Genomic DNA, 14,928 nt, shown 5'->3' with positions numbered 1-14,928 from the left:
TCAGCCTGCCAGGCCGGGGCGGTTGTCCGGCCGGCAGAGGGTGCGCAGCAGCTGGGCGCCGAGGGCCAGGTCCTGCTGATGGCTGAAGGCCTCCTGCTCCAGCTGGCGCACCCGCGGTGGGATGCGGGCGTAAAGGGGCTGGGCGAGCAGCTCCCGCGCTTCCGCGGATAAACGCACCGGCAGGCCCAGGGGGATGGGCGGCCGCCGCAGACCGCCGGCCCGGCAGCTCTGGGCCACATGGATCGCCTCGTGGTTGAGCACGGCGGCGAAATCAAGCGTGCCGCGGTCGGGCACGTCAGGCCGGATCCGGATCACCGCTTCTCGGGGCACCCATTCGCCGGCTGCTGCCGCCACCCGCGGGGTGGTCAGTTCCACCCGCACCCCCAGGCCCCAGAGCTGAGCCAGCAGGGCGGTGATGGCGGCCCGTTCAGCTGTGAAGCGGGGCGGATGGCGCAAGAGGTCGTGGATCTGGGCCATGGTGAGGTCCCGCTCGCCGCGACGCTGCCGGTAGACATAACGGATACGGCCATCGGGCAACCGCTGCGGGCGGGGCAACCAGGCCTGATCGCCCGCGTCGAGCCGGGCGAACAGCAGCGCCTCCCAGGTGGGCCGGATTGGCCCGACGCTGGCCGGAGGCTCCTGCAACCAGGCGGGAGGGCGCAGGGCCTGGGCCGCCGCCGGCGCACTCGCCAGTGGGCCGAACCCCGTGGCCGCTGCCACAACGGCAATGGCAAGAGCGGCTGCAGCAGCAGCGGTGGCAGCAGCGGTGGCAGCAGCGGTGGGTAGGGCCAGCGCAAGGGCAAGTCCCCGGGGCCAGCGCCAGCGGCGGGCGTGGGGCGGCACGGAAGGAGGTGCAGCAGCAATGAAGCCCCTTTGGTTTAGCGGCAGCGAGCAGGTGAGCGCCGTTCAGCCCAACCGTCCCCAGATTTCCAGGTAGCGGTCGTCGAGCTCCCGCACCGCCAACCCCTCGATCCCCGCCCGCTGGAGCTGGGCCTCCACCTCCGTGCGGCGAAAGGCCGCCCGCAGCGACAGGGCGTAGTCGCGCCGCAGCACGGGCGGAGCAGCGGCGGCATGGCGCTGCACCAGCGTGTCGAGGGCCGCCGCATCCTCCGGACGGCGCAGGTCTTTGATGCAGATGGCCGCTCCGGGGGCCGCCAGCCGGCGCACCGCCTGCCACAGCACCAGCGGATCATGCAGATGGTGCAGCAGGCTGTTGCTGACCACCGCCGTCCAGCGGCCTTCGTCGGGCAGGGCACCCCCCGGCGTCAGCAGCAGGTGCTGAAAGCTCAATCCAGGCCAGCGGGCCGGCGTGGCCGGCAGGCGTGCGGCGGCGATCGCCAGCATGGCGGGGGCGCCATCGAGGCCCAGCACCCGGGCCGTGGGGTAACGCTCCGCCAGCAGAAAGCTGATGTTGCCGGGTCCGCAACCCAGATCGATGATCCGCGGCCCCAGCTGGGGCCCGAACAACGCTTCAAGGCGGTCCAGCAGGGCGCGGTCACCGGCGGCGAAGTCGGCGTCGGCATAGGCGCGCGCCTGCTCGGCGTCGTCCATCAGCTCGGGCTCGCAGATCCGCTCCATGGCCATCGCCGCAGCACCGCCAGCCTGGCGCAGACACTGCCACTGGTGCACGATGAACCTTGCGCACCCCACAGGTGGGGTTATGGTTTTTCCACGCGCCCCGTGCCCCTGTTTCCGTGACCCTCTCCGCCACGCCTGCCACTGCGGCCGAGCTCTCCCGGCTGGCCGGCCTGCCAGACGCCGACGCTGCAGATTTCCCCGTCACGGCCCCGGCGGCGAACCCGGTCTTCTACCGCACGTACAGCCGCAAAACCCCGAACGGGCGCGAGAGCTGGCAGGAGGTGAGCGAACGCAACCTCGAGGGCCTGCGCAAGCTCGGCAACCTCAACGCCGAGGAAGTGGCCCTGCTGCGCCGGATGCAGAAGGGGCAGAAGGCGCTGCCCTCTGGGCGGTGGCTGTGGATCGGCGGCACCGACTGGATCGAGCAGCCCCAGAACTTCTCCGGCGCCTACAACTGCACGTCCACCAACCTGATCGACTGGGAAGCCTTCGGTCTGATGATGGACCTGGCGATGATGGGCTGCGGCACGGGCGCCATCATCGAGCCGCGGCTGATCGAGCGCTTGCCTGCGGTGCGCAACCGCCTGCGGATCGCCTCCGTCACCGACATCGGCGCCACTCCCGCCGGCCAGCGCCAGGAGCACACCAGCCACACGATCACGGGCCACGAGGTGGCGATCAAGGTGGGCGACACCCGTCGGGGCTGGGTCGACAGCTACCAGCTCCTCCTCGAGCTCAGCAGCGATGCCCGCTTCGACGGCGAGGTGACGGTCAGCGTTGACCTCTCCGATGTGCGGCCGGTGGGCGAAACACTCAAGGGGTTCGGCGGCATGGCCAACCCCGTAAAGCTCAAAGACCTCTACGGACGCGTCGCCGAGATTCTCAACAAGGCCAATGGCCGCCAGCTCAGCTCGGTGGAATGCTGCCTGTTGATCGATGAGGCGGCCGTCACGATTGTGGCCGGCAACATCCGCCGCAGTGCCGGCATGCGGCAGTTCTGCGCCGACGACTCCTCCGCCGCTGGCGCCAAGGAGAACCTCTGGCAGCAGGACGCCGAAGGCAACTGGCGCATCGACCCCGAGCGCGATGCCCTGCGCATGGCCAACCACACCCGCGTGTTCCACACGCGCCCCAGCCGCGAGGTGGTGCGGGAAGCGGTGCTCAAGCAGTTCCAGAGCGGCGAAGGAGCGATCCAGTTCGCCCCCGAAGCGATCGCCCGCTCGAACGCCGACCTGCTCACCACGCCTGAGTTGCGCAGCGAATTCATCACCATCTACTGCGATCAGGGCCGTGAGGAGGCGGGCCGCTGGCTGCAGCTCAACCATCCGCAGATCACCGGCGCAGAACTGGAGCACCGCCTCAGCCGCTATGGCCTCAACCCCTGCGGCGAAATCCTCGGCGCTGATTTCCACTGCAACCTGGCGGAGATTCACCTCAACCAGATCGATCCCGCCGACCACGAGGGCCAGGCCGATGCCTTCCGCGCCGCCGGCCTGGCGGTGGCCTGCCTGCTGAACCACCGCTTCGAGGTGGAGCGTTACCGCCAGAGCCGTGCCTGGGATCCGATCGTGGGCGTCAGCTTCACCGGCCTGTTCGATTTCTTCGTGCATGCCTTCGGCACCCCCTGGCTCACCTGGTGGGAGGCGGGCCGTCCCGACACCGAGGCCGGGCTGGCGTTCAAGCAACAGGAAGCCGCCTACCTGAGCCGCTGGAAGACGGCCGTGAACGAAGCCGTGTGGGACTACTGCGACCGCCACGGCCTGCGCCGCCCCAACCGCTGCACCACGGTGCAGCCCGCCGGTACCAAGAGCCTGCTCACCGGCGCCAGCCCCGGCTGGCATCCGCCCAAGGCCCAACGCTTCATCCGCCGCATCACCTTCCGCAAAAACGATCCGGTGGCGCTGGCCTGCATGGATTACGGCTACACGATCGTGCCGAGCCAATCGGACAAGGACGAGCAGGGCCGCCTGCTGGATGATCCGTTCGATTCCCGCTGCACCGAGTGGTTGGTGGAAATCCCCACCGAAGTGAGCTGGGCCAACCTGCCGGGCGCCGATGCGGTGGAGATCAACAACTTCTCGGCCCTGGCCCAGTTCGATTTCTACATGCAGGTGCAGCAGCACTACACCGCCCACAACACCTCCGCCACGGTCGAGTTCCGCGAAAACGAGATCGAACCCCTCGCGGAAGCCATTCACGCGGCGATCGATCAAGGCAAGGGTTACATCTCGGCGGCGCTGCTGGCGCGCTTTGATGCCAACGCCACCTTCCCGCGACTGCCATTCGAGCCGATCGACCAGGCCACCTATCAGCGCCTGCAAGAGGAGGTGGCGTCGCGCCGCCGCGAGCTGGATTTCTTCGTCTCGCTGCAGCGCTACGACAACGGCGAACTGGTGGAGGCGGGCCCCGCGGGCTGCGACTCTGACAAGTGCCTGCTGCCGCTGGCCAAGCCCTGACCCCATGAACGAGCTGTTTTCGCCAGTGGCACCCTCGCCGGCCACAACGCCGCACCGGGGCTCCCTGCCGTGCGACGGCTTTGCTGGGAGCCGGCAGCCACCCTGCAGGCCTATGCCCACGCGGAAACCCTCTGTTTTGCTATCCGCCCATCCTTTCGGTGGGTGAGGAACCCAAAGGGCTAGTCAGGGCCACCGATCTGGCCGTCAATGAGCATTTGATCAAGGGGCTGCAAAACGCCTTTCCCGCCGCCAGCAGGGCCATCCTCAGCGAGGAAACCACGGGCCAGTGGCCGGCCAATCAGGCCATCGCCAACCATTGGCTCTGGATCCTCGCCCCCCTCGATGGCACCAAGGACGTCCTAGAAGTCAACGGCGAATACGCCGTGCATCTCGCCCTGGTGCACCAGCAGTTGCCTTCCCTCGGCGTGGTGTTGCTGCCGGAGCTTGATGAACTCTGGTTCGGTTGGATCGACCCCAGCGGCATCGAGCTCCCCGTGGCTGTAAGGAAACACCGGATGGGGAATGGCAACTTCCTTCCCTGAGCGGGCGCACGGCACTGTCGAGCCTGATTCCCGTCAGCAGCCACAGCCACCGCGACGATCGGTTGGAACAACTGATGGCCTCCCTGCCGATCGCCAGCGGCATCGCGCGCGGGAGTGTGGGGGGCAAGGTGGCGTCGATCCTGCGGGGCGAAACCGACCTCTACATCTCCCTCTCCGGCAAAACAGCGCCGAAAGACTGGGACATGGCGGCCCCCGAAGCGGTGCTGCTGGCAGCAGGGGGCGCCTTCACCCATGCCGATGGGCAGCCCCTGCTGTACAACACTGGGAACTTCCGCCAGGCCGGTTGCCTGATTGCCAGCCACGGACCCGCCCATAAAGTTCTATGCGATGCCGCGGCAGCAGCCATGGCCCGCATCGATCCAGAGGCGGTGCTCTGAGCCAGGCGGTGTTCCCCACTCCTGTACCCAGCCGATCCTTCCATGCCAGTGAATGCAAGCGGTGAAGCCAACGACGTGATCAAATCCAGCAACATCGTGTGGCATCAGGCCTCGGTGGATCGCACCCGGCAAGCGGAGAGGCAGGGCCACAACAGCGCCATCCTCTGGTTCACCGGCCTTTCGGGCAGCGGCAAGAGCACCCTGGCCAATGCGGTGAATGCGGAACTGTTCGCCCGCGGGCTCAGCAGCTATGTGCTCGACGGCGACAATATCCGCCACGGCCTCTGCAAGGACCTGGGCTTCTCAGATCACGACCGGGAGGAGAACATCCGCCGGATCGGAGAAGTCGCCAAGCTGTTCCTCGATGCGGGCGTAATCGTGCTAACGGCGTTCGTCTCCCCCTTCCGCGCCGACCGCGACAAGGCGCGTGCCCTAGTGAACGCGGGGGATTTCATTGAGATTCACTGCGCAGCTGATCTTGAAGCTTGCGAAAGTAGAGATCCGAAGGGACTTTATGCCAAGGCGCGAGCTGGCCAGATCAAGGAGTTCACAGGAATTTCAAGCCCCTATGAAGCTCCCATGGCTCCTGAATTGCGCGTGGAATCAGGAAAGCGAAACCTACAGGATTGCGTGGAACAAGTGATCTGCGAGCTTGAAGGGAGAGGAATCCTCAGAGCCAAAGCCGCTGGCTGATCGGCGGAAACTGTGACGCAACCAAGCCGAAGCGGGTAGCGGACAGGGACAAGGAACTAGTTCCACCAAACCATACCCCTACTTTTGCAGGCAAGCAGGAGGGACACAAGCGATTGTCCACCCCGAACAAGCCGGATTGAGCCGTACATGGTCTAATGGTAAGGTAGATACAAGCGAAGCTCAGCCAAGCTCCGTCAACGATGTCGGAAGATCATCAAATGACCAAAGACCTCAGCCGAAAGGGAATCATCCTTGCCGGCGGAAGCGGCACCCGCCTGGCACCCCTTACCACAGCCGTCAGCAAACAACTGATGCCTGTCTACGATAAGCCAATGATCTACTACCCCCTCAGCACCCTGATGCTGGGAGGGATTTCAGAGGTTCTTATCATCACAACCCCCAATGACCTTTCCTCTTTTCAAAGGTTGCTCGGCAGCGGCCAGCAGTGGGGTATGAGCATTGAATACGCCATCCAACCCAGCCCAGACGGACTGGCTCAGGCCTTTTTGATCGGTGAATCATTCCTGAGTAATTGTCCGGGCGCCCTGGTTCTTGGCGACAATCTGTTCCATGGACATGACTTGGTGCCGCAGCTAGTATCGGCCGGCGAATCCAGCAAAGGGGCAAGTGTCTTCGCCTATCCCGTCAGCGACCCAGAGCGCTATGGAGTCGTTGAATTCGAAGCCGATGGCCGGGTACGTAGCATCGAGGAAAAACCAGCAAAGCCCAAATCCCGCTACGCACTCACAGGCCTGTACTATTATGACAACACTGTAAGTGAACGCGCCAAGTCACTGAAACCTTCTCTACGAGGTGAGCTTGAGATAACAGACTTGAATCAACTGTATCTTGACGACGGACAGCTTCGGGTAGAACTCATGGGCAGAGGAATGGCATGGCTGGATACGGGAACTCCTGATTCACTCCACGAAGCAGCCAGCTACATCCGAACACTTGAGCACAGACAAGGATTGAAAGTCGGATGCCCAGAAGAGGTGGCTTGGAGACAGGGCTGGATCAGTGATGAGCAACTGGAAAAACTCGCACAACCGCTAAAAAAGAGTGGCTATGGAAATTACTTGATGACAATGTTAGCCGAACGAATGCAAACGCCACCAGCCACGGGAGCCGCCGAGAGAGTCCGGCCATGAAGGTAGAAACATTTACAATTGAAGGTCCAGTCTTGATTACGCCAAAGCTCATCAAAGACGACCGGGGATATTTCTACGAAAGCTGGAATTCTAACAGCTTTGCCGATGCCTTAGGGCTGGCTCCCGAAGATGCTCCAGTTTTCAAGCAGGACAACCACTCCCAGTCACAGAAAGGAGTCCTGAGAGGACTGCATTACCAACTCCCTCCGGTCACGCAGGGTAAACTGGTGCGGTGCACATATGGAGCCATCTTTGATGTGGCGGTGGATCTGCGCATTGGATCAAGCACCTTCGGACAATGGGTTGCAGCCGAGTTGAGTGCTGACAATCATCAGCAGCTTTGGGTTCCGGCAGGGTTTGCTCACGGCTTTTTGGTGTTAAGTGAAATGGCGGATGTATTGTACAAAGCAAGCGGGTTCTGGAACAAAGCATGCGAGCGGTCGCTGCTCTGGAACGATTCCCAATTGGCGATCGCTTGGCCACTAGAAACCATGAAACCCATACTGGCGGAGAAGGACGCCGGGGCCCCAGACCTGGACGAGGCAGTGGCGGCTGGAGACGTGTTCTCATGAACATCCAGGGTCTGCACACGCCAATAAGGGTCGCAGACTGCAACAGGAGGCGGTCAGAGGCTTTGGAGCTGTTGGCAGGTCATTTCTCTGGAATCGTGTGGCATCACAAACGCAAGCGAACTCAACAACTAACCACAAGGACAAGACAGACACCAACCAACCAGTCCCGCCAGGCGCACCCAACTACAGATTACGATCAGTTTCTTTATTTACTACGCCAGCTTTCCTTCTCAAAACTTGAAAGACACACCCTCGCAGGTGATCTCTTTGGGGCCTACCTGAGCAAGGTTGACTGGGGACATTGCCAAAACTATCTCGGGGAGAGCAATCGCCAGATCACTACAATTGCTGGTTTTGACGAAGAAATAACAAGCGTGCCATCGAATCTTTCCGAGGAAACACATCATCATGATGCTATCGTGCAGCATGGCGCCAAACAAGTCACCAAACATTACCGTATCGAGGAGGAAATCAATGAAGTCAAGACTTCACCAATAACCTGCAATGAAGGGGAGTCATGAAAATCCTACTCACTGGAACGACAGGCCAACTTGGGCAAGCGCTGAACACATTCAAGCCTGAGGGTGTTGAACTGATCGCCACGTGCCGCATGGGTGGCGATGGTCTGCACACCTTGGACTTGTCAGATGGGGAAGCCTGCCGCGCCATGGTGCTGAAGCACCAGCCGGATTGGGTGCTCAATGCTGGCGCCTACACAGCTGTTGACAAAGCAGAAAGCGAGCCTGAACTGGCGTTGGCTGTAAACGGGAACGCGCCCCGGGCCTTCGCCAAGGCACTACGAGAGACCGGTGGCAGGTTGTTGCAGGTGAGCACGGATTTTGTGTTCAACGGCCGTCAAGGCAGCCCCTATCTGCCTGAGCAGGCTAGGGATCCACTGGGTGTCTACGGATCGACGAAGGCGGCAGGGGAGGAAGCGGTTGAACAGGTGTTGGGTGGCAGTGATCGCTATGTGATCCTCCGTACAAGCTGGGTAATGGGCCCAGTGGGCGCAAATTTTGCAAGAACAATGCTCCGCCTGCACCGTGAACGGGGAGCCCACGGACAATCACTGGGAGTAGTCGCGGATCAGGTGGGCTGCCCAACCAGTACCCAGACCTTAGCGGCGGCCTGCTGGCGGATAGTGGAAACATCTGCAAGCCCGAGGAAGGAAAGTCTGCCCCCTGTTCTCCATTGGAGTGATGCGGGAGCCGCCAGCTGGTACGACGTTGCTGTGGCTATTGGCGAACTCGCGGCAGAGCTTGGGCTTTTGGTGCAACCAGCCCTCGTTAATCCAATCACCACAGCGGAATACCCAGTGCCTGCGAAGCGGCCAAGCTATTCTCTGATGAATTGCACAGAAGCACGGCGTATTCTTGATCTGCAACCCACCCATTGGAGGCAGGCTCTACGGCAATTGATGGAGGCGATGGAATGAGCAAGCTGTTTCCTTCATCACGGCATCTGGCGGCTGAAGCCAGGTATCTCCCAACAGTTGAAGGGCAACAGAAACCGCGTGAGTTGATGGCTCTTGTTCGCGGAAAAGTCGGACCCAAAGCCAGGTTGACCAACAGCAAGCCACTCTCAGCATCAGCTGAAACGACTCAAACGACTGATTCATTAGGCTGCTCAGGATCGTTGTTCTATTGTTCAGAGTTCGTCCTTCTCCTTTGCTCCAAGCTTGCTCCAAGTCCATTGATTACGTCCATTATGCCCCAGCAAAAGATTGGTGCACTCATTTATGGATGGGAAACAAGTATCAGCCAAGAAGGCGAATCTTTCTTCTTTGAGGATGACCCGTATACCTGGAGTGTTGACCAGAGGGCCGAATCAAAGGAAGGCAGTGATTCCACTTAGAGAGGCATCAAATGAAATCCATTGAACATCAACGCACCGCCAAGGAAAAGGGCCTGAAACGGCGAACGAGATCTCCGGTGTTCATTGCTCAGATACTTAATCCACCGTAGGGTATTTTCAGATCCCAAACCGCATTCATTTCGACACTGCTGCTTCCCCCCAAATAATGTCCAATTCCACCACCGCGTCGATGCCTTCAGTTTCTGCGCTGCTTGGTCAGCGTCGCCGTATCCTCGTGACAGGGGGCGCTGGCTTCATCGGTGGGGCGGTGGTACGACGCCTTTTGCGCGACAGTGAAGCTTTGGTGTTCAACCTGGACAAGTGTGGTTATGCCAGCGACCTCACAAGCATTGAGCAGGTGCTCAAAGAACTGAAAACCAGTGGGGAAAGCCGCCACCAATTGCTCCGGGTGGATCTGACCAACGCTGAGGCCACAGCAGAAGCTATTCAACAGGCCGACCCCGATCTGGTGATGCACCTGGCTGCAGAGAGCCACGTAGACCGCTCGATCGAGGGGCCGGGTGCCTTTATCGAGAGCAATGTGACAGGAACATTTAACCTGCTTCAGGCGGTGCGTGCCCACTGGGACAGGCTGAGCGAAGATCGTCGTGCCAGCTTCCGATTCCATCACATCAGCACTGACGAGGTGTTCGGGTCACTTGGCGCGGAAGGACGTTTCTGTGAAACGACCCCGTACGACCCACGTAGCCCGTACTCAGCGAGCAAAGCCGCCAGCGACCACTTTGTGAATGCCTGGCACCACACCTACGGACTGCCGGTGGTGCTCACCAACTGCAGTAACAACTACGGCCCTTGGCAATTCCCTGAGAAGCTGATCCCGGTAGTGATACTCAAAGCTGCTGCTGGTGCATCAATCCCCCTCTACGGAGATGGTCAGAACATTCGCGACTGGCTTTACGTAGAAGACCACGTGGATGCCCTGCTCTTAGCCGCCACGCAGGGAAGAGTTGGCGAGAGCTACTGTGTTGGGGGGCACGGTGAACGCACAAACAAGCAAGTGGTTGAAGCCATCTGCTTTGAGCTTGACCGGTTACTCCCTGCAGACTCAACACACAGCAAGTTGATCACCCCTGTTGCTGATCGACCCGGCCATGACCGGCGCTACGCCATTGACCCAAGCCGCATCAGCAATGAACTGGGTTGGTACCCCAGGCACAGCTTTGAAGATGGCTTAGCATCTACAGTACGCTGGTACCTCCAAGAGCGTGGCTGGTGTGATCGCGTTTCCCAACAGGGAGGGCTCAGCGGAAGAAGGCTAGGGGTACTCAACCCCGATAGTCAGTCCAGCCAACAGGATGCCGTGTAGAATACGCATCAAACCAATAGTCGCCTTCAGCACTGCAAAACAGAAACCACAGGGCTCAAGCGCTAGCAGAAAGAACTAGCCCAATTGCTCAAGATGACCAACAGTTTCGCCAACATGCAGAGCCCATCAAAATCACTATCCAATAGACACAAACCAATCATAGGTGTCCTTGGCTGCTCTGGTTTTATTGGCTATGCGATGCTGAAGACTGCCAAAGAGCTGAGTATACCCGCTCGAGGGCTAACCAGGCAGTCACGAAGTATGTGGAGGAATGATCAACTCACTTCGCTTATGGAGGAAGGAGACGCAAACAACCATGGGATTCTAGATGACCTCTTTTCATCTGTAGATACGGTAATCGACTGCGCATCGTCACTAAAGCCTTCTAGCACGGATGACAGCGATTATCTCATAGAAGCAATCCGACTTGACCAAAGGATACGAATAGCAGCACGCAAAGGCATTTTCAAGTATATTTACATTTCATCAGGGGGAGCGCTATACACAGACGCAATGTCAACCTCTTCCGAAAAAACCGAGCCAAGGCCAACATCTAAGTATGGACTAGGTAAGCAGATGTGCGAAGATGTGATTGCGTTTCACTCCCGAAAGGGAGATCTTGAAGTTATCAGCGCGAGAACAAGCAATCCATATGGAGAGTACCATACGTCACCACGTCACGGCTTCATTAACGTTTTCATCAGAAATATGCTCCACCACCGACATACAACGATCTACGGAGATCCTGACATTATCCAAAAAGACTACATATACATAAGAGACACAACTCGAGCAATCATCGACCTGACAGTTTACGACACTGTTGGGCATTGCGCCGTAAACGTCGGATCTGGCTCAACACATTCACTAACAGAAATTATTGAGTCATCCAGCACTCAGCTTGGCTCCGAAGCACTGATTCAGATCGTTCCTTCCAAGAGTCACGATAACTTGAAATTCGCACTGGATATATCACTGCTTCAAAGCTTGACCGGCTTCCTCCCAAAGTATACATTAACAGAAGGGATTTGTGCAACAATCAAGTGGGAACGCGCGAAAGCAGGAGCAATTTAATGCAGAATCCTAACTCGTTGCACAAAGAAGAATTTGAGTTTGCTCTGCTAAATCCTCAGTTTCGAGAGCTGCCAACGCACGAAATTAAACGTAAGCTTTCAGCAATCGTTAACTCCAGTGAGGCATCAAAATACGCTCTTTCGATTTGGTCGGCAGTTGTTGACCACGGTGGAATCGACTACATATCATCAGTTGCCGATCAGCTGCTGAATACAACGATCAAGAATATCATTATCTCGCATGAAGGCAGCAAGTCAGGAGCTCCTGTCGTTTGCAAGAATCTAGCGCAGAGTCTTGCGCAAAACGATACTGTTATTTTAATCAGTTTTGGGACTAACTATATCTTCAGCAACCTAGAAGGTGTCATCGTCATTAACTTCAGCAGCCCACTCTCACGTTCAGGCTACTGGGGATTTCTTCTTGGCAAATGGTTAACAGAACTGGGTTGCATCGACAATGCTACCGGCATAATTGGAAGCACGTTGGAAACATCGGAATTTATCATTGGCCTATGCGATGCTCTCGAGAAAGGTTCATGCACTCTATTACATGAACATCCATACTACTATGGGTACGAAAAGCTAGATCGACTACTAGCAGCGTCTCAATCAGTCATTTACTCCAGCGAGTATGTGAAGAATGGGTGGCTACTTGCACTTCAGGCAGATGCTGACAAATACTTGTCATACCAAAAGCTGAAAAGACTACCACAACCACTACAGTCCACCCTAACAAAGGAATACACTTTACCTACAGACTATCCTGTATTTGGAGTGGATTTTTTTCAACTTAACATTACAGGGGCAGGACATATTCAACCCCGCAAGGGTGTCCATTTGTTCATCGAAATAATCGCTGAGCTGGCCCGACTAGTGAAGGCGAACCAGTCGTTACCCAACTTAATGATAAGTGCTACTTGGATTGGCCTGCCTGAACACGAGACTGAATATTCTCTCTATATCAAAAGCAAAGCGAAATGGCTGCAAAGAGAATTAGACAATCTGCAGATCGAGATCTTACCTCTCTGCGATAACTATTTGGACTACATTGTAGACTCTCATATCTTTCTATCCACTTCGACTGTTGATCCCCTTCCGAATGTTGTGCTGGATTCATTATGCAGTCACACACCTGCTTTTGTTCTTTCAGGGCACAACGGACACGAAGAGTATTTTCTTCAGAATGGTCTAGATTGTCTAGTTCTCGATCCAAAGAGTATCCACACTAGCGCAGTCAGACTCATGGATTTCATATCAAAACCGAAGCCAGAGATGCAGAGAGTCCATCAAAGTATTGCGAGTCTGATCAATACTTTTCTTACAAAAGAACAGTATGCTTCCGCCATACGAAACGAAGCAGAGTACGCAAACTCTATCTATGATTCCGTTAGCAGCAAGGCACGCTTGCTGAATAGGCAAGGATGGAATGATGTGCTTCAAGAGTATGGATCACATTTTGTATCTTATCAATTTCGAGAACGGCAATCACAATATGGGGCTATCGTTGCTGGGCTTCATGCATACTGGGGCTATTTCACTAAAGTTCAAACACCACTAGTTGCGAAGTACACTTACCGAGCATTTCTCCGTGATGCATTCTCTCCAGCAATATCGAACTTCTTGAGCAGTAGTCACCCCCATATTGTTTCTATACTCGACCCTAATCAAGTACGCCAAGCATCAGAGGTTACGTATGACGTTCATATCCATGCCTTTTATCCTGATGTCGCTTTACGCTTAATTAAGCGCCTCGAATCCCTAGGGAATCCACCTTCAAATATTTTTATCACTTTCCCCGGTGAGTTGGATCCTTCTCTGCGCCTTGCTGAATTTAACTCAAGCCTCAATCTTGTGTTTATTGAAGTTCCAAATGTCGGACGCAATATTCTACCCATCAGCCATGTGATAAATCACTTGAAGTCACAATATTTTATTCATCTCCACACCAAGAAGAGTACTCACACTGACTCCCTGATCATTGAGAAATGGAACGAATACTTACTCCGAACAATATTCGGAAAAGAAGAGAATGATCACCACATAATGAAGACACTATCGATGATGAATGAGCAAGATATTGCATTTGCCTATCCGCTAGAGCCATCCTTTCAACAACTTGGAAGAAACACTGCTGGAATAATTGAATTGCTCAATCGCTTGAGCAACGCATCAATCGTTCACCTTCCTATTGGCGCCATCGAAAAGGAGATGGTGTTTTCTTACCCTTGTGGCTGCATATTCATATCTGAAACTCAGTTTGCAAAGAAATACATCGCAAGGTTGATTGGACTGGTACATCCTTCTGAAGTGAAAGAACCACTCCCGTATGACGGGACACTGCTTCATGCAATGGAAAGATGTTTTCCATTGCTTGCTTCACTCACTGGTCAGAACATAGGACTAATTCTTCCACCACCGGGAACCGTCAGATAGCCATTCAGCCTTTCTTGGTCTGAGTTCTGCAGGGAAACCCGATCAAAGGATCAAGAGAAATTTGCAAAGTCGACAGGAGCAGCTTCGGTAACTGACAAGAATGATGCATGCCATGCTGCTGTTCAGGCGGCCATGCTCAACGTACCTGATTTGACCTCAATTTCTGGCTGTGGCGAGTTGTTCCGTTCCACCCCCTCTGACGCCAGCAGTAAGTGCCCCGGCTCCAGCAGCGGGAGTGTCGCTGGCGGAAATGCTCGGAAACACGGGCAAGGTGACGGCAAGTCGCAACAACCTGACCGCTTGGCACTGATCATGCGTCACAACCCGTATGGCGCTGTGGTAGTGCCGAAGGTTGGACCAGTCAAAATGCGAAGGCCCAACAGCACGCCTCGTCCTGGCTGCGCAAGGGACGCTAGGAATTTGTTGCCCATAGAGCTCCAGCTCCCTGAGCCATGGCGATGTTGATCTGATTCAACCCTGGCCGATGCTGCCAGGGTTGATGCCTTCATCCCGCCACTGCCGCCAGCGCCTGCTGCGATCGCGTGAGCCGGAACAACTTCAGTAGGTTATGCGTGGCGGCGATCAGGTGCCACTCGCCAGTCACCTTCTCCAGGCCCCGCAGCAGGAAACGCCGCAGGCCCCGTGCTTCCTTGACCTGAGGTGGGTGCCTTTTACTGGACAGATTCGGCCCCTGACATCGTTAACCCAGGACGGGAGGAACAGTGTTTGGTCTCAGTGTAGACCTCTTGGGGAGTTTTGCCTCCCAGTGCGCTGTGTGGTCTTACATGGCCATACCTCCAGAAGAAGCGGGCCAGGCTGATCTCTGCTTCCCAGCCATCGCTATAGGCACG

The 14,928-nt window shown here is 57.0% G+C and carries 15 protein-coding genes and 1 pseudogene; 12 read left to right on the top strand and 4 right to left on the bottom strand.

Annotated elements, in window-relative coordinates; translation table 11 throughout:
* Both KBY97_RS04580 and KBY97_RS04575 read right to left on the bottom strand, forming a co-directional pair.
* Positions 1-843, bottom strand: coding sequence for a hypothetical protein (locus KBY97_RS04580; RefSeq protein ID WP_255145518.1), 843 nt, complete (start codon positions 841-843; stop codon positions 1-3).
* 63 nt (positions 844-906) lie between these two features.
* Positions 907-1,629, bottom strand: a complete 723-nt coding sequence (locus KBY97_RS04575; RefSeq protein WP_315857140.1) for a class I SAM-dependent methyltransferase — start codon at positions 1,627-1,629, stop codon at positions 907-909.
* A 110-nt stretch (positions 1,630-1,739) separates the two neighbouring features.
* On the opposite strand from KBY97_RS04575, the gene nrdJ reads away from it, so the two are divergent.
* The 12 genes from nrdJ to KBY97_RS04520 all read left to right on the top strand — a co-directional run bounded on the left by nrdJ (position 1,740) and on the right by KBY97_RS04520 (position 14,077).
* On the top strand, positions 1,740-4,034 hold the full coding sequence (gene nrdJ / locus KBY97_RS04570; protein ID WP_255145708.1) for a ribonucleoside-triphosphate reductase, adenosylcobalamin-dependent: 2,295 nt from the start codon (positions 1,740-1,742) through the stop codon (positions 4,032-4,034).
* Between the two features lie 158 nt (positions 4,035-4,192).
* On the top strand, positions 4,193-4,576 hold the full coding sequence (locus tag KBY97_RS14730; RefSeq protein ID WP_315857139.1) for an inositol monophosphatase family protein: 384 nt from the start codon (positions 4,193-4,195) through the stop codon (positions 4,574-4,576).
* A 74-nt stretch (positions 4,577-4,650) separates the two neighbouring features.
* On the top strand, positions 4,651-4,974 hold the full coding sequence (locus KBY97_RS14725) for an inositol monophosphatase family protein (RefSeq protein WP_315857138.1): 324 nt from the start codon (positions 4,651-4,653) through the stop codon (positions 4,972-4,974).
* A gap of 42 nt (positions 4,975-5,016) precedes the next feature.
* Positions 5,017-5,667 carry an adenylyl-sulfate kinase gene (gene cysC, locus KBY97_RS04560; RefSeq protein WP_399217273.1) on the top strand — a complete coding sequence of 217 codons (651 nt, stop codon included), beginning with the start codon at positions 5,017-5,019 and terminating at the stop codon, positions 5,665-5,667.
* A 218-nt stretch (positions 5,668-5,885) separates the two neighbouring features.
* Positions 5,886-6,818: a glucose-1-phosphate thymidylyltransferase RfbA gene (gene rfbA / locus KBY97_RS04555; protein WP_255145515.1), complete on the top strand. Its 933-nt coding sequence runs from the start codon at positions 5,886-5,888 to the stop codon at positions 6,816-6,818.
* Positions 6,815-7,390, top strand: coding sequence for a dTDP-4-dehydrorhamnose 3,5-epimerase (rfbC, locus tag KBY97_RS04550; RefSeq protein WP_255145514.1), 576 nt, complete (start codon positions 6,815-6,817; stop codon positions 7,388-7,390). The genes rfbA and rfbC overlap by 4 nt, the downstream gene beginning before the upstream one ends.
* 71 nt (positions 7,391-7,461) lie before the next feature.
* Positions 7,462-7,911 (top strand): hypothetical protein, encoded by a 450-nt coding sequence (locus tag KBY97_RS04545; RefSeq protein ID WP_255145513.1) that lies wholly within the window; start codon positions 7,462-7,464, stop codon positions 7,909-7,911.
* Positions 7,908-8,825, top strand: coding sequence for a dTDP-4-dehydrorhamnose reductase (gene rfbD, locus KBY97_RS04540; RefSeq protein WP_255145512.1), 918 nt, complete (start codon positions 7,908-7,910; stop codon positions 8,823-8,825). Before KBY97_RS04545 ends, rfbD begins: the two co-directional genes overlap by 4 nt.
* Positions 8,822-9,244 carry a hypothetical protein gene (locus KBY97_RS04535; RefSeq protein ID WP_255145511.1) on the top strand — a complete coding sequence of 141 codons (423 nt, stop codon included), beginning with the start codon at positions 8,822-8,824 and terminating at the stop codon, positions 9,242-9,244. Before rfbD ends, KBY97_RS04535 begins: the two co-directional genes overlap by 4 nt.
* 166 nt (positions 9,245-9,410) lie before the next feature.
* Positions 9,411-10,571, top strand: a complete 1,161-nt coding sequence (gene rfbB, locus KBY97_RS04530; protein ID WP_255145510.1) for a dTDP-glucose 4,6-dehydratase — start codon at positions 9,411-9,413, stop codon at positions 10,569-10,571.
* A 93-nt stretch (positions 10,572-10,664) separates the two neighbouring features.
* Positions 10,665-11,645: an NAD(P)-dependent oxidoreductase gene (locus tag KBY97_RS04525; RefSeq protein ID WP_255145509.1), complete on the top strand. Its 981-nt coding sequence runs from the start codon at positions 10,665-10,667 to the stop codon at positions 11,643-11,645.
* Positions 11,646-11,662: 17 nt separating this feature from the next.
* The gene (locus tag KBY97_RS04520) at positions 11,663-14,077 is read left to right on the top strand and encodes a rhamnan synthesis F family protein (RefSeq protein WP_255145508.1); all 2,415 of its coding nucleotides are present in this window, start codon (positions 11,663-11,665) and stop codon (positions 14,075-14,077) included.
* Positions 14,078-14,582: 505 nt separating this feature from the next.
* On the opposite strand, the pseudogene KBY97_RS04515 reads toward KBY97_RS04520, so the two are convergent.
* Together KBY97_RS04515 and KBY97_RS04510 are read right to left on the bottom strand one after the other, a co-directional pair.
* Positions 14,583-14,735 (bottom strand): annotated as a pseudogene (locus KBY97_RS04515) (transposase); the annotation flags it as partial.
* Positions 14,736-14,748: 13 nt separating this feature from the next.
* Positions 14,749-14,892, bottom strand: coding sequence for a transposase (locus tag KBY97_RS04510; protein ID WP_255145707.1), 144 nt, complete (start codon positions 14,890-14,892; stop codon positions 14,749-14,751).
* Positions 14,893-14,928: the final 36 nt, after the last annotated feature.

The organism is Synechococcus sp. ATX 2A4, assembly GCF_024346375.1.
In the GTDB taxonomy this organism is placed as follows: Bacteria; Cyanobacteriota; Cyanobacteriia; order PCC-6307; family Cyanobiaceae; genus MW101C3.
This window is presented reverse-complemented; position numbering and strand designations above follow the sequence as displayed.